Source organism: Shewanella sp. SM101 (genome assembly GCF_025654465.1).
Classification (GTDB): Bacteria; Pseudomonadota; Gammaproteobacteria; order Enterobacterales; family Shewanellaceae; genus Shewanella; species Shewanella oncorhynchi.
Map to the genome: position 1 here is coordinate 1 of NZ_JAKKRH010000055.1, position 26,327 is coordinate 26,327.

Here is a 26,327-nt window from a genome sequence, read left to right on the forward strand (position 1 = left end):
AGGCCAGTCAGCCCATGGGTTAAATAGGCGGTGACCCAGCGATTGACACTGGTTCTACTGACCTTAAGCATGCTTGCGATGGCGGTACGAGAATGACCTTCAGTGAAATGGAGTAAGGCAAGATAGCGCATACGTTTGCGTGCACTTTTCTCCGATTTTACTAAGGCTGCGATGTGGGGATGATTCATATTTTGTATGATTAAAAACTGATGACCAATTAGATCACATAATTAATATAATTGGTATAAGTTCAAGCTAAGCGACATAGTTTTTAGATAGCAAAAAGGCGCATTGAATGCGCCTTTTTTAGTTAAAAGATGTAGCGATTAGCAGCTCTTACCGAGGCGTAATTCATAGCCCAAAACTTCCGCATGCACGGCATCACTGACAAACATTTGCGCCGCTTTTCGGCCCTTCTGCTCAGAGTATTGATAGACGGTCGTTAACGGCGGATTTGAACGTGTGCCTTCATCTATGCCATCAAAGCCCACGACTCGCACATCTTCGGGAACACTCAGCCCCATGGCCTGCGCCTCACCGAGCACACTCAAGGCGATTAAGTCACTCATACATAAAAATACATTCGGCCGCGGAGTCGAGTTCAGCGCTTCTTTTGCCGCTATCGCCGCATAGTCGGCATTGCTCTCGGGGATATTCCAAATGCGGTCCGGCCCCAGAACAACGCCCACTTCTTCAATCGCTTGCAAGTAACCCTGTAATCTTTGATGGGCAACAGAGGTATCGATTTCTAACAAATTTAAATCATACACGCGGCACGTTAAGTGGGTATCGAGCAAACGTAACCCTAAAATGGCGACATTGTCTGCGGGCGATTGCAATGCCAGTTTTGCCACTTCATAGGCGGCTAACTTATTGTCTATGCTCACTGATGCATTGCGGTGGATATCAAAATCGACGGTGACGACCTTTTTCTTTACCTGCTTTAACTGCTCGGCTAACAGGGCATTGCGCGGGCGACCATAACAGATAAAACCATCCACAAAGTCAGCCACCGCATTCACACTGTCTGAGCTGCCCGAAAACAGCAGCAAATTGAGCTTTTCTTGCTCCAAGACAGAGGCCACGCCCTTCATAAATTTACTGGCGACGGGATCGGACACCATGTATTCCACGCTGTCCGACAATACCAAGGCGACAGTATCGAACTTGCCCTTACGTAAGGATTGAGCCGCTTTATTTGGTCCGAAATAACCCAACTTAGTGCAAGCCGCTAAAATTTCATTACGACGTTTTTCCGATAATTGATCGGGGCGATTAAACGCGTTAGACACAGTGGCATTAGAGACACCCAACTCGTTGGCTATGCTCTTTAGGGTCCAGTGTTTTGTTATTGTCATGCTTATGTCCTGGAATCGAATAAGGCCACAAAAATACGGCTCAGCGCAAATAGTACACGGCTTAAATGGGTCGTGCACCTGCAAATCTAGGCTTACTGCGCAGTTTCGCTATCATGATCTTTTAATGCCGTCGCAGGGGATAAAAAACCGACTATCGCGGCGCACAATGCCACACCCGCAGCGGCCATAAATCCATATTGGAAGGCGTGATGCACCACCTCTGTCGGCAGAGTTTTAATGGTGGCGATGCCAAGCTCTGAACCCTTGAGTGGCAGCAGACTATAAAGCAGCACACTAAATAACGCAGTGCCGATAGCGGCGCCCATAGAACGACATAGCGACACCATAGCCGTGATCTGGCTGAGTCGCGCCTTGCCCGACACGCTCTGCACCACGAGCTGCACACTCGGCATCACAGTCCCTAGCCCTATTCCGACCAATACACCTAAGCCGCCGATCACATTGGCATTGGGCGGAACAAAACTAATCAATAACAAGCCGATAAAAGCTAAGCTCATGCCAAAGGTCGGTAACCACTTAGGCGCCACATCTTTGCTTAACAGTCGGCCTGCTATCGTCGAGCCAGTGACGATACCGAAGGTCATAGGCAAGAGCAGTAAACCAGTTTTAGCGGGATTAGTATGTAAGCCCACCTGCAGATAAATCGGCAGGAAGAAGATCATCGCAAACAAACAGGCCGCAAACAGCGCCGCCGTTAGCAGTGGCATATACACGGCCTTCTTCGCCAGTAAATCTAACGGCAGAAACGGACTCGCCAATCGCCGCTCCCACAATAACAAGCCTAAAATGCCGAACACCACAAAAACGGCAAAGCCTAAGCTGGTCACAGAAAGCCAAGCAAACTCTTGCCCCGCCATAGATAACCAATACAACAGCGCGGTGATAATAGCCGGAAACAAGACCACGCCCACTAAATCAAACTTGCCTTGGCGAACGGGTTTAACGCTGCGCTTATGTAAGCCATTGAGCCGCCATACGGCCAGCATAGCCAGTGGAATATTCGCCCAAAACAGCCAATGCCACGAATAGGCATGCACCACAATACCGCCAATCACAGGGCCGCCAACACTCGCTAGGGTAAACATAGCGGCAAAATAGCCTTGGAAACGCGCCCGCTGCCGAATGGGCACTAACTCACCAATCAAGGATTGAGACAAACTCATCAAGCCGCCACCGCCCATGCCCTGCAAGATACGTCCGGCGATCATGTGGTCCATAGTGCCTGCACTCGCCGAAACGATAGAGCCCAGTGCAAAAATCACTAAGGCGATCATCAGGATTTTCGCGCGACCGAAGTTATCTCCTAACCAGCCATAAATCGGCACAGAAGCAGCCATCGCCAGCATATAGCCGATAGTGATCCACGAGGCTTGGCGCAGACCGCCAAGATCTTCAACTATGGCTGGCGTCGCCGTCGCGAGTAAGGTTTGATCAACCGCGGCCAAAAACATGGGCAAGAATACGGCGGAGAAAATGGCGAGGAAAACAGAAGTAGGTAAAGGGTCACTCTGGGATAACGCAGGCTCTAAGGACATATTGTCTCCGCTAACTCATAAGCCCAAGTGCATAAAGAAGATATGTTAAATTCGCCGTGCATTCCAATACTTAGACGCCCAATAACTGTTATGCAGGCTCGAAATCTTCACCCCTTGGCTAGTGGAAACGTGGAGAAAATTATCGCCTCCTACATAAATGCCGACATGGTGTGTGCTCCAGCCCGTCTTGAAAAATACCAAGTCACCCTTGCGCAGTTGATTTCTCGGCACAGGTTTACCTAAGGCTTGTTGCTCTTCGACTGTGCGCGGCAGCGTCATACCCAACATCTTCTGATAGGCGACCGACACAAAGGCCGAGCAATCTATGCCCCGCTTAGTGCCACCGCCTAAACGATAGGGCACACCGCGCCACTCAGAATGCAGTTCGGAGATATTGCTATCATTCCAAACCGTGGCGGGTTCAACTTGCTTTACCACAGGCTTAGGTTCTGGCGCGCTAGCACAAGCGCCAAGGCCTAAGGCTAAGATAACTATCAGTAATCGTTTCATAGCTTCAAACTCATTGCAGGCAGATTTCACAGTAACGTAATTTTGAGTTTTTATCAGGTAAATTCAGGGCGGCTGGGGATCAAAACGCCCCAACACCCGCGCACTCTAGCAGACTAATATAACCTAAAGCTTAAAACTATAACGCCGTCCACAATAAACGCACACCCACCAGCACCATTAAAATCAAGATGATGCGTTTAAATAACCTATCGTCAATTTTATCTTGAATGAACAAACCTAACTTTACCCCTAACCATGCTAGCGGCACCAATAACAGAGAAACGATAATATTCTCTTGGTTGATCTGCCCAAGCAAACTGTAAGGAACAAGTTTAACCAGATTCACCACCGCAAAAAACACCACGGCAGTGGCTAAAAACTCCGTCTTAGCTAAACGCAATGGCAACAAATAAGCGTTGAGTGGCGGCCCGCCCGCATGGGCAACAAAGCTAGTAAATCCTGCTGCTAAGCCACACAAGCGCCCTACTAGAGGTGAAGGTGATGCTTGAGTTTTATCCCCAAGGATCAAACCATACAAACCAAAACCGAGGGACACACAGCCTAGAATCGCCCGTAAGTAATCTTCGTTTAATCGATCGAACAACCAATAGGCTATGACTATGCCCACAATCGCCGCGGGCAATAATATCCATAAATGACACGGATTATGTTGCCCCCACCAAGAACGTACGCTTAAAAAATCCATATAAATCAGCAGCGGCAACATAAGCGCCGCCGCTGTGGTAGGGCTAATGGCCAGCGCCAATAGCGGGACAGTTAACCCGCCCACGCCACCCGCAAAACCGGATTTAGAAATCCCCGTAATCAAGACTGCGGGTATCGCCACCAACCAAAAAAGAGGGTCCGTTAACATCAACACATCCTGAATAACGCTTTATGGCTATCAAGTTACCTGTTGTTGAGGTGATAAAAAAGCAAAAAATCCGCAGCCATTTGGCTGCGGATTTTTGTTTTAGCTTTTGGCTAAGGCGGGCTAAGTGTTTGTGCTTACGCCGATTCAGCCGTCATATTCACTAAGCGAGGCGTACTCTTAGTCGCTTTCTTAGCTGACGCAGGGGTTTTGGGCTCTGGCATACGAATGGTTAATGACATGACTAACGCCACCACCAGTAGCACTAAAATCACGTTGAAGGTTGCAATAAAGCCACCAAATAACGAGGCGACAATCGAACCGATAATACTGCCAATACCGAAACCTAAGTAGATAACCCCATAGTTTTTAGTCAGGTTATTCAGACCGAAGAAGTCGCTCACCAGTGATGGATAGACAGTAATAGTGCCACCAAAACTAAAGGCAACGCAGGCGACCGCAACGAAGAACAGGTTAGCATTCAAAGGAATGAACAACAGTAACACCATACCGACTAAGGTGATGATCTGCGCCAGCGAAATAACCCGAATGCGGGGGATTTTGTCCGACAGTATACCCAGCACTAAACGACCACTGAGGTTCGCCATAGCAATCACAGCAACAGCATTGGCGGCGACCAGTACAGGCAAGTCGACCATCTTCTCGCCGATATCTTTCGCTACACCAATCACATACAAACCACTCATACAGGCCGACAGGAACATCAGCGCCAGCATCCAGTATTGTGGTTTACGCATGGCTTCTGCGAGGGTGAAATCGCGGCTTTCGGCCAGCTGACTTGCGGCTGATTGTGCAGGGGCATCTTTCATCAACATGCCGCCACATAACACCAGCGCCATTGCGATCAGGCCCCACAGTTGGAAGGTGGTTTCAAGGCCAGTATTTTCGAGTAACAGCACGTTGATGTACTTAAATCCGAGGCTACCTAAACCATAAGCGCCAATCGCTAACGCCGAAATCAGCCCTTTGCGTTCGGGGAACCACTTCACGCAGTTAGATAAAGTCATCAAGTAGCCAGTGCCATCGGCAAAGCCCACTAAAATCCCTGCGCACAGGTAAAGCATCATCAAGTTACTGGCTTGAGCAGTGAGTAAGAATCCAACGCCGAGTAACAGGCCTGCGCCTAAGGTGACATTACGTACGCCAAAACGTTCCTGTAATTTGCCCGCCATGGAAGATGCCACGGCCAAAGACAAACTCAGCAAACCAAACACAAACGCCACTTGGCTGACGGGTTCGTCGAGCTTAACGGCCAACTGCGCATTGAACAGGCTCCAAGTGTAAACTGAGCCGAGTGCAAACTGGGTGATAATAGTACCAACTAAGGTCAGGTACCGAGTACGGTTCATCTCTTTAGTCATGATGCATCTCGCTTTAGGGGATCAGGAATTGAGTCCACTATAAGAGAGATGCGATTCGCGCCGATCAATTAAGGCATGAAATACAGATCTGCAGGAATGAATGACAATTACAGCCTCATCAGCTGTCGAAAAGCCTTAATATTACTACGGCTAACGGGCACCTCGAATGACAAATCATGCAACCTAATCAGGTAAGTACTATTGAACCAAGGCACAATTTCGCGGATCTTGTTGATATTGACGCAATAGGAACGGTGACAGCGGAAAAAGCCTTCAGCAGGCAAACGACTCACAAACTCACTGATGGTCATCTGCATCACATAACGGTCGGTACGGGTGTACACATAGGTGAGTTTTTCATCGGCCTCGGCATAATAAATTTGCTCGCAGGGCGTAACGATAATCCGCTCACCTTTGACTAAATTCACGGTTCGACTGGTGTTACTCGCGGCCTCATGTTGTGGCTTTGGTGCTTGCCGCCCCACCTGTTCAATCTTCTGCAATAAGCTGATGATCCGCGGTTCATTGTAGGGCTTGAGAATATAATCGAAGGCTTCGAGCTCAAATGCTTCCACTGCAAATTCTTTATAGGCAGTAACAAACACCACATGGGGTGGATGGGTCGATTTATGCAGATTCTTCGCCAACAAGAGGCCATCAATGGACGGTATTTGGATATCCAAAAACACCACATCGACCTCGTGATCCTGCAAATATTTAAAGGCCTCTAAGCCATCCTCGAAGCTAGCCACTATGTCTATCTCACTGTGGCTCTTCACTAAATACTCTAGCTCCTCACGGGCAAGATATTCATCTTCAACTATGATGGCTTTTAACATACTTGCGCCTCATTTTCCGGTAAGTAAAAACTGACTTCAGTCCCCGGTTCGAGCCGTTTAAGCTGCAAACCTTCGCCGTACAATAACTTCACTCTCTGGTGCACATTCATCAGCCCAATACTGCTACTTTCTACACGGCCAGCAGCTACGCCATCAATCACCTCTTGGCGGATCCCATAGCCAGTATCGCGTACGGCGACGCGAATGCCTGCATCGAGTTTTTTCACTTCTATCGTCACTCTACCCGGTGCACTGCGCGGCTGAATGCCGTGCAAAATCGCGTTTTCCACCAGCGGCTGTAACAAGAGGCAAGGTACACAAAAATGCACATCGTCGACATCGAAGATCACTTCAAGCTTGTCGCCAAAGCGCGCCTGCTCAATCGCCACATAATCACGGACTTGTTTCACTTCTTCTTGGATATCAATCAGCTCATCGCCTTTAGCCAAGTTATAGCGCAGATAATCGGCCAGATTAGCAATCAACTGTCGCGCCTGCTGTGGCCGAATACGGATCAAAGAAGAAATCGCATTGAGGGCATTAAATAAAAAATGTGGATTAATCTTGCTCTGCAACGCCGTAAACTCCGCCTTGCGGGTCATCTCTTGCAGTTGCTCGATACGCGACACTTCCATCTGGGTCGAAATCAGCTGCGACAAACCCACAGCCATCTCCCGCAACGAGCTAGTGATACGATAGGTATTGCGATAGTAAATCTTCAGCGTGCCACTCACAGTGCCGTTTTCGCGCAGCGGGATTATGATGACCGAATGAAAATCCGATAAATGATATTGGCGTAAGTCATTGTTAATAATGTTTTGATCTTGCTCTATCGCCCTTTGAGTCATTTCGCTAATCGCTTGATGACCATCGACCTCGTAGTAATCTTTACCAACGCCCATATAGGCTAATACATCGCGAGTATCGGTAATCGCCACAGCATCGGCATGGATTTCATTGCGGATCACAGCGCACACTTGCTCTAAGGCATGGCGATCAATCTTGCGAAAAAAGGGTAAGGTTTTATTAGCAATATCCAGCGCGAGCTTAGCCTGCTTAGCAGCAATCAACTCTTTCTCATCGTCGAGATCCTGCACTAGCTTGATAATCAGTCCGATACACACAGTGCCCGCAATCATGGGATAGGCAATATGACTCACAATCTCAACGCCCACCTCGTGTGGCTCTGTCAGCAACCAAATCAACAACATGGTCAGCGTTTCGCACAACATGCCCGCCGCAATGCCATAAATCCACAACTTAGATTTGGGACATTTGTAATAAATCCACGTCGCCATAAGGCCGGCAATAATGCTAGCGATTAAACACGGAATAGAGGTATCGCCATCCATATCAATAAGATATCTATGCAGTCCCGACAGCACGCCCGCAGGAATACCAACCCAAGGGCCAAATAGAATCCCGCCAGAAATGATTGCGATAATCCGCACGTTAACCAACGCGCCTTCAACCTCAATGCCGGTATAAGTACTAAACACTGCAAATAAGCAAAATATCGCCGCCACAGAAACCAACTCTGCGGGGGTATGATTACGCTTTTGGAATAAACGCTGAAACGGTCGAGTGCGAGTTAAAAAGAACAAGGTCATCAGCATCAAGGCCGCCCGTTCAAATACCGCCAATAACATCATTTGATTTTCGAGCACGCTTTCTCCTTGATCTATCACGCTGAATCACAGCCCAACGTTATATTTACCAATGATATATTTATGAGTGTTAAGCCTGTACGCTGAATGGATTAGGGTGAAGACAGGCTTTGCCGCCAACACAAGCTCCCATAAAAGATAGACTCGATTTTGCAGATCCAACGTAAGACATGGATGATAAAAATCACCGAGCCCCAAACTTGTCAAACACTCGTATTTAGGCTCGAGTAAAACATCAAACGCTAATGCCCACATAAATACAGGCTTGCTAAAGTAAAGGACAGATAAAAGTCCCATTCACGCGGGCTCAGTCACACATTCGTACTTGAATTAGGCTATCAAAGTGTATCGAAGGGCAATTTGAAGATCCTAAAACACGTTAAGTTAACCACTAAAAAGTGCAGTTGCCCTCTATCAGGTCACTGCCACAATTTGCAAAATCGACCGGAATACCCGAAGCTAAAACCTTCGGCTCGAATGCAAGATGAGATCTGCCCCCATGCGAGATTCTAGGTTCACACTTAGCTGCGCTGAACCGAGCCAAGCTGAACTGAGCATGCCCTAGTAATGGAATAAGGAGCGAACATGAGTGAACTACAAGCACAGTTTTATGGTGGCCCTAAGGAATGTCCTATTGAAAATGGCCGCATTCAAGCTCAACGGATTGCCCCAAAAATCAGTGATGTCGGCGGCATACCTGTCGCACGGGCTATTCCACAAAAAGAGCGCCGTCTTATCGGCCCTTGGTGCTTTCTCGACCACATTGGCCCAATCACCGACGGCCCGCAGTTAAACGTCGGCCAACATCCACACATTGGATTGCAAACCTTTACTTGGATGCTCGAAGGCGAAATCATGCACAGGGACAGCCTCGGCAGTGCTCAAGTGATCCGCCCAAAACAAGTTAACCTGATGACAGCCGGACACGGCATAGCCCACACCGAAGAGTCGATAGCGGGTCATCACACTATGCACGCAGCCCAACTATGGATTGCCTTACCACTAGAGCACAAAGATACCACTCCGAGATTCGATCACTACCCAGAGCTACCGACTTGGCACGAGTCAGGCGTCGAATTCACCCTACTGATTGGCAGTTGGCATCATAAACAGGCGCCCACATTACACTTCTCACCTATCGTTGCCATAGATCTGTTTGCCGCCCATGACGCTGAACTCACTCTGAATCTCGACCCTAGTTTCGAATATGCCCTCATGCCACTGGAAGGCCGCTTCCAAATCGAGGATGACAGTTTTGATAATAACCACCTCGCCTACCTTGGCATGCTACGCGAAACCATCACCATAAAACTCGAGGCGGGTTGTCGCATACTGCTGATTGGCGGCGCGCCATTGGCTGATCCTGTCAGCATTTGGTGGAACTTTGTTGGCCATAGCAAAGATGAAATAGTCAAAGCACAGGCAGATTGGGAAGCCGAAGATCCCCGCTTCGCCGCCGTTACTGGCTATAGTGGCAAACGCTTAGTGCCCCCACCAATACCTTGGTGATGCTTAGCTCAATGACGGGCGGGTCAATGACTCAGGGTTAGGGGTTGGATAAGCGCTTTGACATCATACGTAATGGCCTGTGCCAGGGTTAAGGCTTACAACATGAGTGTATGCGGTAAGCCTTATCATTTACCCAAAGTGTGATGTGAACAAGCTCGATTTGTCTAAGCTGAGTGCAAGCTAAGCCACTCACAAGGTTACAAATTTTACGACATTTTTACGCGCTATCTTAAAATGCCTTTGCTAAAGTACAGGCACTTTCTTTATATGCGTCTTTCTATTCATGACTTCATCCATAGCGGCTTCCATGACACAATACTGGCGTTCGCACCCGACTTTATTTACCTTCATAGTGCTAGTGACGGCCATTTTCAGCAGCGCCTTTATCGATCACTTTTCAAACTCGACTATCGCCGTACTGCTGATTTTACAATTGGCCGTAGTGGCCGTAGCCCTACAATGCAACGCAAACTTGGCCTATTTTGCAGCAGTGTTTGAGGCGACCAGCTTTAATTTTCTATTTACCACACCACGTTATTCACTCCAGATGTTTAATCTTGAGGACATTCTCAATCTCAGTGTGTTTCTGCTTGTCGCCCTCACTACCAGCAAATTAGCCGAACACTATCGACGTCAGCAAGATGCTCTCGAACAAGCTCAGTTACGCAACAGTATTTTGCTGTCGGTTTCCCACGATTTACGCACCCCACTCGCCACTATTATTGGCACGCTCACCACCTTAAAAGAATACATGCCTAAGCTCAGCCCAGACCAAAAGGATGAGCTGATTGATAGCGCGGCGGCCGAAAGCCATCGCCTGCACCAATATATCGAAAACCTGCTGCAAGCCACTAAGTTACAACACGGCGCACTCAAATTTAGCTTGAGTGAAGACGCAATAGTGAATGTATTGCACCAAGCTATTGCCCGTTTTCCAGCCACGCAGCCGCGTATTATCATCAAGAGTGACGCCGATCTACCGTCACTGATGATCTGCAGTTCATTGATTGAGCAAGCTATTTTTAATGTATTGGATAATGCGCTGCGCTATTCGCCTTCTGATAAGCAAGTCATAGTAAAGGCGTATCAGCAGGGCGATGCATTATTGTTAGATATCCAAGATGAGGGTCTTGGCATAGAACCCGCTCAAGCGCAGGCAATTTTTGAACTCTTTTATCGCCAGCATCCCTCAACCGATAGCGGCTCGGGCCTTGGGCTTGCTGTTGCTAAGGGCATAATTACCGCCCATGGTGGCCAGATCAGCGCCGAACCTGTCGCTCATGGCAGCCTTATTCGTATCGCATTGCCGATAAAAAAGGGAGAGGAATAAATGGCTTATAAGGTGCTGGTCGTCGATGACGAAGCGCAAATCCACACTTTTATGCGGATATCGTTAGAAGCGGAAGGATTCGAATATCATGGCGCCGCCTCGATTGCGTCAGCCCTAGCGCAATATCATGCGCAGCAGCCACACGTGTTAGTGCTCGATCTTGGTCTACCCGATGGTGATGGCATCAGCTTGCTGCAAACCCTACGTCAGAGTGACAAAGTGCCGGTGCTTATCTTAACCGCCCGCGATCAAGAGGAAGAAAAAATTCGTCTTTTGGAAGCTGGCGCCAATGACTATCTCAGCAAGCCATTTGGGATCAGGGAGTTAATCGCTCGCATCAAGGTTTTAGTCCGCGACTTAGTCGATGAACCGCCATTAAATGATTTACTGCAGTTTGGCGCACTTAAGTTGCAAAAAAGTACCCACCAGCTTTGGCTCGATCAACAAGAAATCGCCTTAACCAAAAAGGAGTTTGCCCTGATGGAGACCTTAATGTCTCACCCTGGTCAGCTCGTTAAACAAACTGAATTACTGCGGGATATTTGGGGTAAAACCCATCAAGAAGACAGTCATTATCTGCGGATCTTAGTCAGTCAGTTACGTAAAAAACTCAATGACAGCAGCGAGCAGCAGCTCATTAAGACGGAAGCGGGCCTAGGTTATCGCTTAACAAACAATAGATAAGCATTTGTTATAAAATAGAAAAGGATATTTTAATGGCACATTTTACCGTTATTGGCTTAGGGCGATTTGGTGTCGCCGCTAGCCTAGAATTGATCCACTTAGGCCACACGGTCACTGGCGTGGATAGTGACCCTAAAATGGTGGAAAAATACGTAGAAGACTTAACCGAAGCGGTTATTTGTGATTGTTCCGACGAAGCCGCACTACGTGAGCTAGACCTCGCAAACAGTGAAGCCGTACTGGTCGCAATTGGCGAAGATATGCAATCAAGTTTGCTGTGCACCTTGGCACTGAAAAATCTGGGAGTAGAAGTCATTTGGGTCAAGGCCAGCACTAAAGCCCATCACACTATCGTCTCTAAACTCGGCGTCGCCCGCATCATACATCCAGAGGAAGAAATGGGCATACGTGTTGCCCAGTCACTCAACTATCCTATGGTGAACAATTTCCTGCCGATTGGTGATGGTCTCTATGTGGTCGAAATCCATATCAAGCCTCACCTTGATCAAACCACTGTCAGCCAACTCCTCGGCGCTGCACAGGATGATGTTAAAGATGATGCAAAAAGCAATGTGATACGCAATCCTAAAGGCAAAGTCGCCGCCATTATGGTTAAGCGGGATCTGACGGTTTTCAGCAAAATTGATAGTCAATTTATCCTGCAAACGAATGATGCCTTACTGCTCTGCGGTAGCCGTACTGAGCTCAAATACCTAGCGCCAAGGTTGGTGTAACTTGGTTCAATGGCATCCCTCCATCATGGCGATTGAGCATAAACCCAAATCGAGTAAAAAGCTGTTAGGCGCACCGCCCTTTATCCTAAGCGTGAGCTTTGCATTGTTGATCATCTTAGGCACTTGCTTACTCAAACTGCCCATAGCAACCGAATCGTCTATTACGTGGCTACAAAGTCTGTTCACGGCCACCTCGGCGGTAACAGTGACAGGACTTGTCGTTGTCGATACTGGCACTGTTTTTACGCCCTTTGGGCAAATCGTCATAGCGCTGTTAATTCAATGCGGTGGACTTGGGCTGATGACCTTCGCCATTGTCACCTTGATTGCCATTGGCGGCAGAATTGGTTTTTTGCACCAAACAGTCGCAAAAGAGGCTTTTAATCAAACAGATACTTCGACTCTAGTGTCAACGGCAAAATCAGTGTTAGTGTTTTCCTTACTGGTTGAAGCCGTAGGCATGGCCATTCTTTCCGTGTACTGGAGTCAGGAACTTGGTTGGCAAACCAGCTTATTCCACGGTTTTTTCTACACCATCAGCGCCTTTAACAACGCAGGTTTTGCCCTCAGTGCCGACAGCCTAATGCCCTATGTTGCCGATCCTGTCATTAATCTCACCATCACGGGCCTGCTCATCATAGGTGGCCTCGGATTTTCGGTGTGGATAGATCTTCGTAGGAACAAACGTTGGTCAAAACTCAGCGTTTACAGCCGCATGATGATCACTGGCACTATAATTATCAACGCCGTCGCCGTAATTGTGATTTACTTTATTGAGTACAACAACCCCAATACCTTGGCGCCCTTAAGCGAACTCGGGAAATGGTTAGCCTCATGGTTTCAAGCCGTGACACCGCGCACCGCAGGCTTTAATACGCTAGCAATTGACCAACTCGAAGATGGTACAACGCTACTCATGCTGGTATTGATGTTTATTGGCGGCGGCTCATTAAGCACCGCCAGTGGTATTAAGGTGGTCACCTTTATGGTGCTGATTTTGGCTACTTATGGCTACTTACGCCGCGATGAAGCCATTTATGTGTTTAAGCGCGAGATCCCCAAAGATACCGTCAGTAAAGCCTTGGCGCTAACCATGATCTCCATTGGCGTCACTTGGCTAGCCATCTTCGCACTGGTATTAAGTGAAAACGCACCGTTAATTGATATCGTCTTTGAGGCCGTATCGGCACTGGGCACAGTTGGTTTGTCCCGCGGTTTGACAGGCAACTTAACTACTCTAGGCCAAGCCATCATCATTTTTATAATGTTCATGGGTCGCCTCGGCCCACTCGTACTCGCCTACTTCCTCGCCAGCCCAAGGACCAAGAAACTGCGCTACGCAGAAACCAAATTAGCGATTGGGTAAGGATTGATTGGTGGGTGGGTTACACACCAAATTTACTGATCATCAAATAGGAATTATGTTGAGCAAGCGAGGTAATTGAGTTGGCTATGGAGGCGCTGACTTATAGGCGAGCCATGGTATTTGCTCGACGACACGCAGCTAGTCCATCCGTGGATGCTCGACCGCCCCGTCCATGGGGCGGACGGTCGTCTCGCTAATCACCATGGTTCACCTTTTTGGCACTAGTGTAACCTGTCTGTATGAAGGAGATACCTAGCACGCTTTTAGACATTTCCGAGTTAAAGCCTTAACTCTAACGCGCTTGTTTCGGATTAAAATATCTATGGGTGAACGTCGCGCACGCCGGAAAATTAGGAACGGAGCGAGTAATTTTTCCGAGTGCAGCAACTTGTTATGAGCTTTTTAGATTTGGGTTATCTTCCATTATTTTCTCACGTAAAAAATCGTCAGATACATTATCAAAAAGCTCCTGAGCTTCATTGATCATTCTTGCCTTATAAAGAATATTTACTATTTGATGAGTCGCAGCTCCGGCGTAGAACTCATCTGTTATTTCCTTCAAATATTCTTTGGCTCTTTCTACGCGCTCAACAATTCTATTTTTATTGTACTCATCATCAATATCATCCGTTAAGCATTCTAGAGACTTGCAAATGATTGTTACTTTCTGAACCAATTGTACTTCTATATTTTTCTGCTCCTCAGTTAAATCTGGGGCACTTGAACTTTCAGACTCATATTCCGTATCTTCGTCCAATTTACCGACCAAATCAGGGTCAATGCTATGTGCAAAATCAACCAGATATGAACCCATTTTAGCCAATTCACCTGCATCAATATCTTCAAGTGGCAAATACAATGGATTGGGGTCTAATTCAATTTTTCCTGTGCGGGTATATGCTCCATATATTTCAAGATGGTTATCTACATTTGAAATATACAATTTATCGATAGCAGATAAATATGGATACCGCTTAGAACGACCTTTTGAAATTCTGTCGTACATTATTCCAGGAAAAAAATTAAATTCAGCATCTTTTTCCAACTGTGAAAGCCTTGTCACCTCGCTTTCATATTTAGACTTTTCGATAAATAGGACAAAACGGTAAGCAGCATAGAAGCCAATAACAAAACAAGAAGCTGCTGTAATTATGTAGTATCCCATGGTCTCTCAATGCCTCTTAGGCTCATAACTTCTTAGTATTTATGCGCTGCGCTGTTTGCAGGGCATAAATCGCTTGTTGGACTTGGCAGCTGCCACATCCATGTCAATTGGTATAAATGATGCTATAGGAACTTGCTTTTTTGCGGTAGCGGTTTTTTATACAGTTTGATGGATAATCACTTGATATCATTTTAGCTTTCTCATTTTTCGCGCTTATTTTTTGCTGATCAATCGCTATCTAACGACTCAAAACTCCAAGGAATACACCTACCCTCGGAGTTGCCGCAGGGCGAATAGACAAATTGCGTGAGTTCGGTCATGGATGACCGACTAGCTTTCGCAGGTGCAGGGACGCATCCTTCGGAAGCGATAGCAAATTTAGCAATGAGCACAAGGGGCTTTCAACTCCGTTGGGGGCGTCTTGGAGCATCCAAGGAGGATAGGACGAGCAGTCCTCCTTGGTCGGGTGTGGGGTGAAGCCCCACGACTTTGATTTTGATTAAAGCATTCAAACTACGAAACACACTTTGGGGCAATAGCCTTTTAGCAGAACGGGCAGCGAGAGGGTTAGTTAGGATTGGCATTATTACGGAAGTGACCGTTGGCGGCATGGATGCCGCCGTCGAGCCCTCAGGGATGAGTTTATGGCGTGTCACAGTGGAAACAATGACAATTCATCCTGTACACCTGACGACAAACTTATCTAGTTTTGGGGCAATATCTTTTAGCCAGATGAACAGTTCAGTGGTCGTTAAGATTGCCACCGTTGCAACAGTGATCGTTGGTGGCATGGATGCTCATTTACATCTATGTGATCGCAACATTCGATTCTTGTAATCAAGAGCCATATACAGCAGATGCCGCTGTCGAGCCTATAGGGCTACTTCATGTGAAATAAAAGGGCGGCGTGTCACTGGGGAAGCAGTGGCAATGCATATAACGCAATATACGATTCAGCCGCCTTACTGATTTAGCTAGAAGATTGGCTTTGATGAGTTCAAACAGTCAGGATTTTAAACTCATTACTCTTGCAAGTTAGAGACTAAACCGCTTGTCCTGCAGCCACGCCGGATGCCCAGGCCCATTGAAAATTAAACCCGCCTAACCAACCACTTACGTCCATGACTTCACCGATAAAGTAGAGTCCTGCGACTTTGCTGGCTTCCATAGTTTTGGATGACAACTCATTACTATCAACGCCGCCTAACGTCACTTCGGCGGTACGGTAGCCTTCGGTGCCATTCATCAATACTGTCCAGCGGTGGAGATCATCCACAAGTGTTGCGCGCTCAGCATGCACTAGCTGATTTAAGGCTTTATTCAACAGGGCTTCATCGAATAGTACTTCCACCAGCCGTTTAGGTAACCATTGGCTAAGTGTATTGCGCAGGCTTTGTTTTGGATGCGCAGTGAGCTGCTGCTCAAGCAATTGCGCCAAATCCATATTCGGCAAGAGATCGATTTCTATGGTTTCGCCCGCTTTCCAATAGTTGGAAATCTGCAAAATTGCGGGGCCAGATAAGCCGCGGTGCGTGAATAGCAGCGCTTCGCTAAATGCAGTGCCATCTTTGGCGGTAATGCGGCTCGGTACGGCAATGCCTGACAGAGGCTCGAAACGAATTTTATCTTCACTGTGCCATGTAAAAGGCACCAGACCAGCGTGAGTTGGCAATACTTTTAGGCCAAACTGCTCGGCCAGTTGATAGCCGTAAGGCGTGGCGCCGAGTTTAGGCATGGATAAGCCACCCGTGGCGATAACCAGTGAGTCGCAGCTCAGTTCGCCGTTAGAGGTGTTGAGCTCAAAGCGCCCTGCCTCGGTCTTTTTAACGGCCAGAATATCGGTGCGCAGCTTAATCGTCACGCCCGCCCATTCACACTCGGTCAATAGCATAGTGACTATCTCTTTGGCCGAGTCATTGCAAAACAGTTGGCCGTGATCACGTTCGTGGTATTCAATGCCGTGACGCTCGATCATTTCAATAAACTGCTGCGACGGATAACGCGCGAGTGCCGATTTAACAAAGTGAGGATTACCACAGAGGAAGTTAGCGGGCTCGACTTTAAGGTTGGTGAAGTTACAACGCCCGCCGCCGCTGATGAGGATTTTACGCCCAGCTTGCTTGGCATTGTCGAGTACGAGTACATCACGGCCTCGGTAACCCGCGGTCGCTGCACACATTAATCCCGCGGCGCCGGCTCCGATAATAATGACATCATGATGTTTCACGCTATTACTCCACACAGATAAATTGATTGGTATTGTCTGCCAACGGGCAATTTGATGACTCGCGAACCTTTAGCAAGCAAGTCATGCAACAGCTAAACGGAGCAAAGATAAGCTCAAACGTTAGGCACAAATCCCCTCTTTCACCATCTGACCTCCAGGGATGGAGGAAATGCCCGTCTGATGTCGGGAACATCAAGGGCCCTGATGACCGGGGATACATCTTGCACACCAGAAGTCCGGACACAAAAAAGGGCGCTATTTTAGCACCCTTTCCTTTATTCGGCATTACAGCATCATCACGGCTCGCGGTTTATTGCGTAGGCGTTTCTGATTTCTTTTCTCTGCTGAGCAATTCTTTCGCAGCATCGACCGGCGCTTTGCCTTGATACAAGACTTGGTAAATCTGCTCAGTGATTGGCATTTCAACCCCGAGGCGTTTCGCAAGCGTAAACACTTCTTTGGTATTGCGATAACCTTCAACCACTTGGCCGATTTCAGCCTGTGCTGTCATCACATCACAGCCTTTACCTAAGGCTAAACCGAAACGACGGTTACGGGATTGGTTGTCGGTACAGGTCAACACTAAGTCGCCTAACCCCGCCATGCCCATAAAAGTGGCCGCATTGGCACCTAAGGCTTCACCTAAACGCGTCAATTCGACTAAACCACGGGTAATCAAGGCTGTTCTGGCATTGGCACCAAAGCCGATACCGTCGGACATGCCCGCGCCAATCGCGATCACGTTCTTTACCGCGCCGCCAAGTTGCAGTCCGGTAAAGTCGTCGTTGGCGTAAACCCGCAAACGTTTAGGGCTGTGTAACAGCTCGACGAGATCGTTAGTGAATTTAGGACAAGTGCCCGCAACCGAAATGGCCGTAGGTAAACCCATGGCTAATTCTTTCGCAAAGGTCGGCCCAGATAACACCGCCAGCGGATATTGCTCACCTAACACATCACGGGCCACATCTTGCAGCAAACGTCCGGTTTCAGGCTCGAGCCCTTTCGTTGCCCATACGATGCGCGCATCGCTACGGAGTAACGGTTTAGCTTGCTCAAGCACAGTACCAAACACATGGCTTGGTACGACCACTAACACATTGTTGCTGGCGGCTAAGGCTTTGGCTAAATCGGCTTCGATCTGTAAACAATCAGGAAACGCAATACCAGGCAAAAAAGCTTGGTTGCACTTGTCTTGAGCGAGCGTTTGCATGTGGACAGGATCGTGTCCCCATAACAAGGTCTTATGACCGTTGCTGGCTAAAGAAATGGCAAGGGCGGAGCCATAAGAGCCCGCCCCTAATACCGTGATATCGGCAGAGTTTTTCATGTAATTAAGCGTTAGCTTCTTCGGCAGCTGGTGCAGTCGCAGCAGCTTGACGTTGTTGCACGTATTGGGCAAACAGCGCGTCGAAGTTAACAGGTGCTAAGTTCAGTTGTGGGAAAGTACCACGACCGACTAAGCTGCCCACGGTTTCGCGAGCATATGGGAATAGGATGTTAGGGCAGTATGCACCTAATGAATGGGCCAATTGTGGCTCAGTCAGACCAGTGATAGAGAAGATACCGGCTTGTTGTACTTCACATAGGAAAGCGGTGTCGCCACCATTTTGTGCAGTCACAGTTAAAGACAGGACAACTTCATACACATCATCAGCTAATTTAGCGCTGCGCGTGTCTAAATCTAACTTAACTTCTGGGTTCCATTCTTTTTGGAATACCGCTGGGCTGTTAGGCGTTTCGAAAGACACATCTTTAGTGTAAACACGTTGGATGTTGAATTGTGGGGCTTGTTGTTCGTTGTTTGCTACTTCAGCCATAATTTCCTACCTATCCTATCAATGTTGTATCGGCTTTTCGTTGAAAGCCAATTATTATTTGAAAGCCAATTACTATTTGAACGTAAATTGGCTCGGGGCTTATGTTACTCAAGGCCTATATCAGATCTCGGTATCATCCCAACTTGTACCCATATTCGGGTATCGATCGAACCAGTCTAAAAACTTACATTAAGCCCTTAGCGACCGTAGGATCAGTATGCCAAACAATGATGACTTTATTACTGCACTATCCTGTGGATTGAGTACAGCTTAAATCATAACTGCCGCCGACAACTTATCTTTTGCTTTTTGAAACAGGCATATTTGCTGCCTGCCATTCACCCATACCACCTTTCAAGTTGTACAGGTTTTCAAAACCTTGCTTACTCAAAAGCTGAGCGGCTTGAGACGAGGTCATGCCAGCATTGCATACCAATATAATGGGACTGGCTTTATACTTTTCAAGGGCTGATATCTGATTATTTTTAATATCGGCGAGCGTAACATTAAGTGCATCAACAATATGGCCCTTGCGGAACTCGTCATTCGAGCGCACATCAACCACTTTAGCATCCTGTCTATTCACCATAATCGTTAATTCTTGATGAGAAATACTTTTGATTTTTGACATGCTCGATTTGATGATACTCGCGACAAGCACAACAAATAATCCCACCCAAGCCAGACTGAGCATTGAGTGAGCTTTAAAAAATTCGATATATTCTTGCATGATGATTGCCCGCATAAATGGCGAAAATTCGATAAGGGCACAGAGTATACCGATTGCCTTGGCAGAATGCAGCAGTTTAGTCACAGTTCGAGATCGCACTTTTAGTGCAATTGACTCTGTACTTGTCACAAGCCACTCACAGAATCGGGCGAATTAGTGATTCGATGACCTTAATCGGGGTAAAGCGCTTTTTCATACCCCGCTAACGTAGTAATATTTGACCAATTTCAGATTTCTATCGCTTCTATAAAACTTAAAGGTATCACTATGACGACAGCTAAACGTCCGCTCGCGTTGTTGATCCTCGATGGCTGGGGCTACCGTGAAAACACGCATAATAATGCGATTTTCCACGCCAAGACTCCGGTACTCGACCGTCTCAACGCTAAATATCCCCATAGTTTGATTTCAGGTTCTGGCTTAGATGTCGGCTTACCTGATGGCCAGATGGGAAATTCTGAAGTTGGCCATATTAACTTAGGCTCTGGCCGTGTGGTTTATCAAGAACTCACTCGTATCAGTAAAGCCATTGCAGATCATGAGTTTGAAAAAAATTCTGCACTATGTGATGCGGTAGACTCAGCCATCAAAGCTGGCGGAGCTGTGCACATTATGGGCTTGCTTTCCCCTGGCGGCGTCCACAGCCATGAAGAGCATATCGAAGCTATGTGCCGTATGGCCGTTGCGCGCGGTGCAACTCAGGTTTATCTGCACGCTTTCCTCGACGGACGCGATACGCCACCGCGCAGCGCTAAGGGTAGCTTGAGCCATTTTGATGATCTGTTTACTACATTAGGCCATGGCCGTATCGCATCGATTATTGGTCGTTACTTTGCTATGGACAGGGATAATCGTTGGGATCGCGTGTCGCAAGCCTACGATTTAATCACCCAAGGCAAGTCAAAATTCCAATACGACAATGCCGTTACAGCATTGGAAGCGGCTTACGAACGTAACGAAAACGACGAATTCGTCTCTTCATCTGCGATCACAGATGCCAACGGTCAAGTTGCGACCTTAAAAGACGGCGATGCCCTGATTTTTATGAACTTCCGTGCTGACCGCGCCCGTCAAATCACCCGTAGCTTTATTCACCCAGACTTCGATGGTTTCGAACGCGCTGTAATGCCGAAAATGCACTTCGTCACTTTGACTGAGTATGCTGGCGACATCACAGCCCCTATCGCTTATCCATCTGAAAACTTAGTGAATACCTTAGGTGAAGTGCTGCAGAAACAAGGTCGTACTCAGCTGCGTATCTCTGAAACTGAGAAATACGCCCATGTGACTTTCTTCTTTAACGGCGGTAAAGAAGAGCCATTCGAGGGAGAAGATCGCATCCTAATCAACTCACCTAAAGTGGCAACCTACGATCTACAGCCTGAGATGAGTTCAGCTGAGCTGACTGACAAGTTAGTCGCAGCAATTGAATCAACTAAGTACGACGTGATTATCTGTAACTACCCCAATGGTGACATGGTTGGCCACACGGGTAATTTCGATGCCGCCGTTAAAGCTTGTGAAGCTGTCGACGCTTGTATCGGCCGTGTGGTTGATGCGCTGGCGAAAGTGGGCGGAGAATGTATTATTACCGCCGACCACGGCAATGCCGAGCAAATGACCGACGAAACCACAGGTCAGGCTCACACGGCCCACACCAGTGAACTCGTGCCTTTCGTCTTTGTTGGACGCGATGCGACCATAGATGAAGGTGGTAAACTCAGCGATGTTGCACCTACCATCTTGACCTTGATCGGCGAAGCCATTCCAGCTGAGATGACGGGCAAACCCTTAATCCACATAAAAGAGTAACCGTTACCTAGTGAGCACTCGACTCCTTGTTAAAGCCAGCATTATTGCTGGCTTTATGATGTTATCTTTCTCGGCACACGCTTCTGATTTGGAGAAGCGTAAGTCCGAGTTAAAATCAATCCAAACGCAAATAAATCAACAACAAAGCGCATTAAAAACCACCAGTAAACAAAGAGAAAAACTGCTGTCATTGCTGCGTAGCGATGAAGAAGCGATTGCGTCAGCTGCCAAAAAAGTCAACAGCACTAAAAATAGCTTAGCGCAAATCGACACTAAACTTGCCGAGCTAAAACAACGTCAAGATGAGTTAGAAACGCTTAAAGTGACTCAACAACAAACACTGTCGAAACAGCTATCGAGCGCCTATCTTGCCGGTAATCACGATTACACTAAGATGATGCTTAATCAGCAAAGTCCCGCCACTATCGAGCGTATGTTGGCTTATTACCAATACCTCAATAAAGCGCGGATGAAGTCGATCAACGAATTAAAGCAAACCTTGACCGACCTAGATGAGATCAAGGTGTCGCAAACGAGTAAGCAAAAGCAATTAACGAAACTCGTGGCCGAACAACAAGTACAAGCTAAACGTTTGAGCCAAGAGCAAGATCAGCGTCAACTGACCATCAAAGAGCTGCAACGCACCTTAAATTCTAAGGGTGCAGAGCTTGAGCAGTTGCAAATTGAAGAGGCCAGCTTAAAGCGCGTCGTTGAACAAGCGCTGCGGGCCATGAAAGATAATCCCTCGATGGAAGGCTTTGGTAAACAAAGTGGCAAACTTAAATGGCCGACAAAAGGTCGTGTAAGTGCTAGCTTTGGTAGCCAGCGTTCCGGCCAAGTAGTGTGGAAAGGCACTATGTTGTCTGCACCAGAAGGGCAAAATATTCGAGCCGTTTCAGGTGGTAAAGTCATTTATGCCGACTGGTTACGCGGTTTTGGTCTTGTTATGGTCATCGATCACGGTAAAGGTTATATGAGTCTTTACGGTCACGCTCAAACCCTACTAAAAAGCCCTGGTGAGATGGTAAAAAGCGGTGAAGCGATTGCTTTAGTCGGACGTTCAGGTGGACAGAGCGAGCCTGGCCTATACTTTGAAATAAGGCACAAAGGGCAAGCCGTCGATCCAGCGAAATACTGTCGCTAATCATAACGGTCCCCTTATCACAGGGGACCGTTATGAAATACATGATCCGCTATATCAGTTGCGTTGGATTAGGTCTCACTTTAGGCCTATCCATCAGCCTCTCCAGCCAAGAGAATGCTAAATCCTACCGCGACAACTTTGACTATCCATTACTACAAGATGTACTTGAAACGGTTGAAACTTACTATATCAAAACCGTTACCAAAGAAGAGCTAGTGCAGGCCGCCATCAAAGGCATTTTTGAACATCTCGACCCCTATTCCAGCTTCTTGAATCATCAAGAATTACTCGATCTTAAAGATTCTAATCGCGGTGAGTATTTTGGTTTCGGTTTCGAAGTCGCGGCCCAAAAAGACCACATCAGCATCATAGCCCCCTTTGCCCATTCTCCCGCAGAGCAAGCGGGAATACGTGCGGGCGATATTATTATTAAACTTAACGACACCCTGGCGACTGAAACGAATCTAGCCGATATCCTTACTGAAATAAAAAGACATAGTCTCAATAATCAGAGTATTAACTTAGAGCTAAAACACAGTAATGACGATGCCACCTTTAAAGTGTCACTCAAGCCAAGCAATATCACTATAGAGTCTGTAAGTACTCAACTGCTTGATGGCAATATTGGCTATGTCAGATTAAGCAACTTCCAAGAAAACTCTACCGAAGATATGGTGCGCTCGCTCAGCCAATGGCAAAACAAACCACTCACAGGACTTATCTTAGATCTACGTAATAATCCCGGCGGCCTACTCGACCAAGCGGTTAAAATTGCGGATCTCTTTCTCGCCAAAGGACGCATAGTCTCAACCTCTGGCCGCTTCTTCGACGCCAACTCTGACTACTATGCCTCACCGCAAACCATTCTGACTAACGTGCCTATGCTAGTGTTAATCAACAAAGGCTCGGCCTCTGCATCCGAAGTTCTCGCCGCCGCATTACAAGAAAATGGTCGTGCAAAACTCTTAGGTGAGACCAGTTTTGGCAAAGGTACAGTACAAAGCCTGATCCCCATCTTAGAAGATGGTAACGCGATTAAACTCACAATTGCCCAGTACAATACTCCTAGAGGTGAAAACATTCACAACATAGGGATCATCCCCGACATAAAAATTGCCGCCGAAACTGGTTCCGGCGTTGGTAATTTAGCTATAATCGACGCCCTATCAGCCCATGCATCACTGGCCCAAGATCATCAAGTGACCTCTGCCATTGCATGGATACAGCACCATGACGAATAAGAAGAAATTGTGCGCTTACTTTATTCCTTGGCCCTATTGGCCCTAAGCATTTCTCAAAGCTATGCTGCCCAGCTTGGACTCATTATTGATGACATAGGTTATCGTCATACAGATAAAGCCGTGCTGGCACTGCCCAATACAGTAACACTCGCTGTATTACCTCATACCCCACTTGGCAAAGAACTCGCTAACGCAGGACACCAAAAAGGCCACGAAATTATGCTACATCTTCCCATGCAGGCGCTTAATGGTAAGACATTAGGGCTGGGGGGGTTAACCAATACGATGACTGAGGCACAAATTCGCACCAGTGTTATTGATGCGATTAACAGCGTTCCCTTTGCCAAAGGTGCCAATAACCACATGGGGAGTCTATTAACTCAACTGGACGATCCCATGCTCTGGGTCATGGAAACACTCAAACAAAAGCAGCTATATTTTGTCGATAGTATGACAACACGATTCACTAAGGCAGGGGATAACGCAGATAAGCTAGGCATTCCTTTACTAAAACGCCAACTGTTTCTAGACAATGATACCAGTGCCAATGCACTCGAGAGACAATTTAACTTAATGATAAGTCAGGCACATACCCAAGGTAGCTTAGTGGCGATTGCCCATCCCTATCCAGAAACTATGCGCTTCTTAGAGGCTAACCTACACAGACTTAAAACCGAGGGGATTGATCTAGTGCCAGCATCGAGTTTGCTCCCCATCGGTATTGCACTTAAAAGTGGTACTAATCCAGTTGCAGTACTGAAATAGAAAAGTCTGGCAGCAAGGCAACTAACTCATCACGGTTACTCACAATATCCAGCAAAGTATATTGATCCAGCACATTCAAATAAGCTTCAACAGCCTGGGCTAACACGCCTTTAAGCTTACAGGCTGGCGTAAATCGGCAGTAAGGTTTGCTGCAATCAATCGGGGCGAGTGAATTTTCTAACACTCGAACTAACTGGCCTAGGTTAATCTCACTCGCAGGCTTACCCAAACGGAAACCACCCATCTTACCGCGGATGGTTTCAAGGTAACCCATCTTGCCTAAATGATGCACTATCTTAGAGACATGATTTGGTGACAGATCAAATACCTGCGTAATTTCAGCAATCCTAAATAAAGTTGTTCTATCTGGCTGAACCGCTAAATACATCAGGGTACGAACGCCAAAATCGGTATAACGAGTTAACTGCATATTTCACCTGTCAGCGATAAACTTAATGAGAGGTCTGAGATTCGAGTTGGGTAATCAACCAAATCGCCTCTTCGTTTGAATGACCACAAACATCTTCAGATGCATCGAAATCACTACAAACCGCAGGACGATCAGGCGAGCCGAAAATCAAACATAAATTGGCATCGCTCAATTGCACACAACGTTCACCCGCCGCCTTACCCTTTGGCATACCCGGAATACTGCTGCTTATTGAAGGCGCAATACAGCAAGCACCACACCCAAGACGACAATTCATTCTCGTTACTCATGAAAGACATAAGGCATTATACCGTTTAATTTGTCCGAGATCAGTGTCACAGGTCAATACTGCCAAGTCGCGCACAGGAGGTTTTCAGAACGTGAAAGAAACAATATTGATAAAGTGGAATAAAGATCGGCAAAAAAGTAGGTTTTGATTTTTAACATTGAAGCGAAAGCGTCATATTCTGATAAGGATTTCATCTACATGATGCCCGAGTATGACGATAACCACATGCTTCGAACCCGAAGCATTAGCGTCACTGACACGAAAATATCAGCAACGCCATAACGAAAAAAGCCTCATCTTTCGATGAGGCTTATCTCTTAATGTTGGCGGAGCGGACGGGACTCGAACCCGCGACCCCCGGCGTGACAGGCCGGTATTCTAACCAACTGAACTACCGCTCCTTTAGCTTAACGTCTGCACGTTAACCTAAATTAGGCGCTTGGCGATGACCTACTCTCACATGGGGAGACCCCACACTACCATCGGCGCGTTTGCGTTTCACTTCTGAGTTCGGGATGGGATCAGGTGGTTCCACAAGGCTATTGTCACCAAGCAAATTCTGTTTATTACCGTGTCCATCTCTGGACCACGTTAATAATAATTCGGAAAGCTGATTTGCTTTGTTTGAGTCTTTAACTTTATCAAGTATCTGTATTCTGTCTAAGGCTGCTTATAAAACCCATCTGGGTTGTATGGTTAAGCCTCTCGAGTCATTAGTACATGTTAGCTCAACGCCTCACAACGCTTACACACCATGCCTATCAACGTCCTAGTCTCGAACGGCTCTTTAGAGGAATTAAATTCCTAGGGATGACTCATCTTAGGGCTCGCTTCCCGCTTAGATGCTTTCAGCGGTTATCGATTCCGAACGTAGCTACCGGGCAATGCCATTGGCATGACA

25 protein-coding genes, 1 tRNA gene and 2 rRNA genes are annotated in these 26,327 nt (G+C 47.1%); 10 read left to right on the forward strand and 18 right to left on the reverse strand.

Features of this window, described 5'->3' with window-relative positions:
* The 8 genes from L5M38_RS20895 to L5M38_RS20930 all read right to left on the reverse strand — a co-directional run.
* Positions 1 to 188: helix-turn-helix domain-containing protein (locus L5M38_RS20895; protein WP_263177467.1), on the reverse strand; the 188-nt coding region annotated here is incomplete at its 3' end.
* A 138-nt stretch (positions 189 to 326) separates the two neighbouring features.
* A complete protein-coding gene (locus L5M38_RS20900; protein ID WP_131524537.1) occupies positions 327 to 1,358 on the reverse strand; it encodes a LacI family DNA-binding transcriptional regulator in 1,032 nt (343 codons plus the stop codon).
* Between the two features lie 92 nt (positions 1,359 to 1,450).
* Positions 1,451 to 2,914, reverse strand: a complete 1,464-nt coding sequence (locus L5M38_RS20905) for an MFS transporter (protein WP_263180208.1) — start codon at positions 2,912 to 2,914, stop codon at positions 1,451 to 1,453.
* A gap of 45 nt (positions 2,915 to 2,959) precedes the next feature.
* Positions 2,960 to 3,424, reverse strand: coding sequence for an NlpC/P60 family protein (locus tag L5M38_RS20910; RefSeq protein ID WP_105250911.1), 465 nt, complete (start codon positions 3,422 to 3,424; stop codon positions 2,960 to 2,962).
* 136 nt (positions 3,425 to 3,560) lie between these two features.
* Positions 3,561 to 4,298 carry a sulfite exporter TauE/SafE family protein gene (locus L5M38_RS20915; RefSeq protein WP_263180210.1) on the reverse strand — a complete coding sequence of 246 codons (738 nt, stop codon included), beginning with the start codon at positions 4,296 to 4,298 and terminating at the stop codon, positions 3,561 to 3,563.
* Between the two features lie 134 nt (positions 4,299 to 4,432).
* Positions 4,433 to 5,677: an MFS transporter gene (locus tag L5M38_RS20920; protein WP_263180211.1), complete on the reverse strand. Its 1,245-nt coding sequence runs from the start codon at positions 5,675 to 5,677 to the stop codon at positions 4,433 to 4,435.
* Between the two features lie 107 nt (positions 5,678 to 5,784).
* The gene (locus L5M38_RS20925) at positions 5,785 to 6,516 is read right to left on the reverse strand and encodes a LytR/AlgR family response regulator transcription factor (RefSeq protein WP_105250908.1); all 732 of its coding nucleotides are present in this window, start codon (positions 6,514 to 6,516) and stop codon (positions 5,785 to 5,787) included.
* Entirely contained in the window at positions 6,510 to 8,183 is a 1,674-nt protein-coding gene (locus L5M38_RS20930) for a sensor histidine kinase (RefSeq protein ID WP_287478759.1), read from the reverse strand. The genes L5M38_RS20925 and L5M38_RS20930 overlap by 7 nt, the downstream gene beginning before the upstream one ends.
* Before the next feature lie 585 nt (positions 8,184 to 8,768).
* Here L5M38_RS20930 and L5M38_RS20935 point away from each other — a divergent pair.
* The 5 genes from L5M38_RS20935 to L5M38_RS20955 all read left to right on the forward strand — a co-directional run bounded on the left by L5M38_RS20935 (position 8,769) and on the right by L5M38_RS20955 (position 13,806).
* A complete protein-coding gene (locus L5M38_RS20935; protein WP_198573897.1) occupies positions 8,769 to 9,692 on the forward strand; it encodes a pirin family protein in 924 nt (307 codons plus the stop codon).
* Positions 9,693 to 9,975: 283 nt separating this feature from the next.
* Positions 9,976 to 11,022, forward strand: coding sequence for a PAS domain-containing sensor histidine kinase (locus L5M38_RS20940; protein ID WP_263180212.1), 1,047 nt, complete (start codon positions 9,976 to 9,978; stop codon positions 11,020 to 11,022).
* The gene (locus L5M38_RS20945; protein ID WP_263180213.1) at positions 11,023 to 11,706 is read left to right on the forward strand and encodes a response regulator transcription factor; all 684 of its coding nucleotides are present in this window, start codon (positions 11,023 to 11,025) and stop codon (positions 11,704 to 11,706) included. It abuts the gene before it with no gap.
* A 32-nt stretch (positions 11,707 to 11,738) separates the two neighbouring features.
* A complete protein-coding gene (locus L5M38_RS20950; protein ID WP_105250904.1) occupies positions 11,739 to 12,440 on the forward strand; it encodes a potassium channel family protein in 702 nt (233 codons plus the stop codon).
* 1 nt (position 12,441) lies between these two features.
* Positions 12,442 to 13,806, forward strand: a complete 1,365-nt coding sequence (locus L5M38_RS20955; RefSeq protein WP_263180214.1) for a TrkH family potassium uptake protein — start codon at positions 12,442 to 12,444, stop codon at positions 13,804 to 13,806.
* A 391-nt stretch (positions 13,807 to 14,197) separates the two neighbouring features.
* Here L5M38_RS20955 and L5M38_RS20960 read toward each other — a convergent pair whose 3' ends face one another.
* Positions 14,198 to 14,971, reverse strand: a complete 774-nt coding sequence (locus L5M38_RS20960) for a hypothetical protein (RefSeq protein ID WP_263180215.1) — start codon at positions 14,969 to 14,971, stop codon at positions 14,198 to 14,200.
* A gap of 489 nt (positions 14,972 to 15,460) precedes the next feature.
* Between L5M38_RS20960 and L5M38_RS20965 the strand changes: the two genes are divergently transcribed.
* A complete protein-coding gene (locus tag L5M38_RS20965; protein ID WP_263180216.1) occupies positions 15,461 to 15,808 on the forward strand; it encodes a hypothetical protein in 348 nt (115 codons plus the stop codon).
* Between the two features lie 205 nt (positions 15,809 to 16,013).
* Here L5M38_RS20965 and L5M38_RS20970 read toward each other — a convergent pair whose 3' ends face one another.
* The 4 genes from L5M38_RS20970 to L5M38_RS20985 all read right to left on the reverse strand — a co-directional run bounded on the left by L5M38_RS20970 (position 16,014) and on the right by L5M38_RS20985 (position 19,745).
* Positions 16,014 to 17,198 (reverse strand): NAD(P)/FAD-dependent oxidoreductase, encoded by a 1,185-nt coding sequence (locus L5M38_RS20970; protein ID WP_263180218.1) that lies wholly within the window; start codon positions 17,196 to 17,198, stop codon positions 16,014 to 16,016.
* A 310-nt stretch (positions 17,199 to 17,508) separates the two neighbouring features.
* Positions 17,509 to 18,525 carry an NAD(P)H-dependent glycerol-3-phosphate dehydrogenase gene (gene gpsA / locus L5M38_RS20975; protein ID WP_173497252.1) on the reverse strand — a complete coding sequence of 339 codons (1,017 nt, stop codon included), beginning with the start codon at positions 18,523 to 18,525 and terminating at the stop codon, positions 17,509 to 17,511.
* 4 nt (positions 18,526 to 18,529) lie between these two features.
* Positions 18,530 to 19,015 (reverse strand): protein-export chaperone SecB, encoded by a 486-nt coding sequence (gene secB / locus L5M38_RS20980; protein ID WP_006083777.1) that lies wholly within the window; start codon positions 19,013 to 19,015, stop codon positions 18,530 to 18,532.
* A gap of 295 nt (positions 19,016 to 19,310) precedes the next feature.
* A complete protein-coding gene (locus tag L5M38_RS20985; RefSeq protein WP_105253030.1) occupies positions 19,311 to 19,745 on the reverse strand; it encodes a rhodanese-like domain-containing protein in 435 nt (144 codons plus the stop codon).
* Positions 19,746 to 20,012: 267 nt separating this feature from the next.
* On the opposite strand from L5M38_RS20985, the gene gpmM reads away from it, so the two are divergent.
* Genes gpmM through L5M38_RS21005 form a run of 4 tightly spaced genes read left to right on the forward strand, consistent with a single transcriptional unit; the run spans position 20,013 to position 24,707 of the window.
* The gene (gpmM, locus tag L5M38_RS20990; protein WP_263180219.1) at positions 20,013 to 21,557 is read left to right on the forward strand and encodes a 2,3-bisphosphoglycerate-independent phosphoglycerate mutase; all 1,545 of its coding nucleotides are present in this window, start codon (positions 20,013 to 20,015) and stop codon (positions 21,555 to 21,557) included.
* 10 nt (positions 21,558 to 21,567) lie between these two features.
* Positions 21,568 to 22,701, forward strand: a complete 1,134-nt coding sequence (locus L5M38_RS20995; protein WP_263180221.1) for a murein hydrolase activator EnvC family protein — start codon at positions 21,568 to 21,570, stop codon at positions 22,699 to 22,701.
* A 32-nt stretch (positions 22,702 to 22,733) separates the two neighbouring features.
* On the forward strand, positions 22,734 to 23,942 hold the full coding sequence (locus tag L5M38_RS21000; protein WP_263180223.1) for a S41 family peptidase: 1,209 nt from the start codon (positions 22,734 to 22,736) through the stop codon (positions 23,940 to 23,942).
* Between the two features lie 9 nt (positions 23,943 to 23,951).
* Entirely contained in the window at positions 23,952 to 24,707 is a 756-nt protein-coding gene (locus tag L5M38_RS21005; RefSeq protein WP_263180224.1) for a divergent polysaccharide deacetylase family protein, read from the forward strand.
* On the opposite strand, the gene L5M38_RS21010 is transcribed toward L5M38_RS21005, so the two are convergent.
* From L5M38_RS21010 to L5M38_RS21030, 5 genes are all read right to left on the reverse strand, one after another.
* Positions 24,682 to 25,137, reverse strand: a complete 456-nt coding sequence (locus L5M38_RS21010; protein WP_105250838.1) for an Rrf2 family transcriptional regulator — start codon at positions 25,135 to 25,137, stop codon at positions 24,682 to 24,684. The two genes, L5M38_RS21005 and L5M38_RS21010, sit on opposite strands and share 26 nt — an antisense overlap.
* Positions 25,138 to 25,159: 22 nt before the next feature.
* Positions 25,160 to 25,414: a YkgJ family cysteine cluster protein gene (locus tag L5M38_RS21015; protein WP_131525655.1), complete on the reverse strand. Its 255-nt coding sequence runs from the start codon at positions 25,412 to 25,414 to the stop codon at positions 25,160 to 25,162.
* A 336-nt stretch (positions 25,415 to 25,750) separates the two neighbouring features.
* Positions 25,751 to 25,827 (reverse strand) — tRNA-Asp (locus L5M38_RS21020).
* Between the two features lie 36 nt (positions 25,828 to 25,863).
* A 5S ribosomal RNA gene (rrf, locus tag L5M38_RS21025) occupies positions 25,864 to 25,979 on the reverse strand.
* A gap of 139 nt (positions 25,980 to 26,118) precedes the next feature.
* Positions 26,119 to 26,327, reverse strand: a 23S ribosomal RNA gene (locus L5M38_RS21030); the annotation flags it as partial.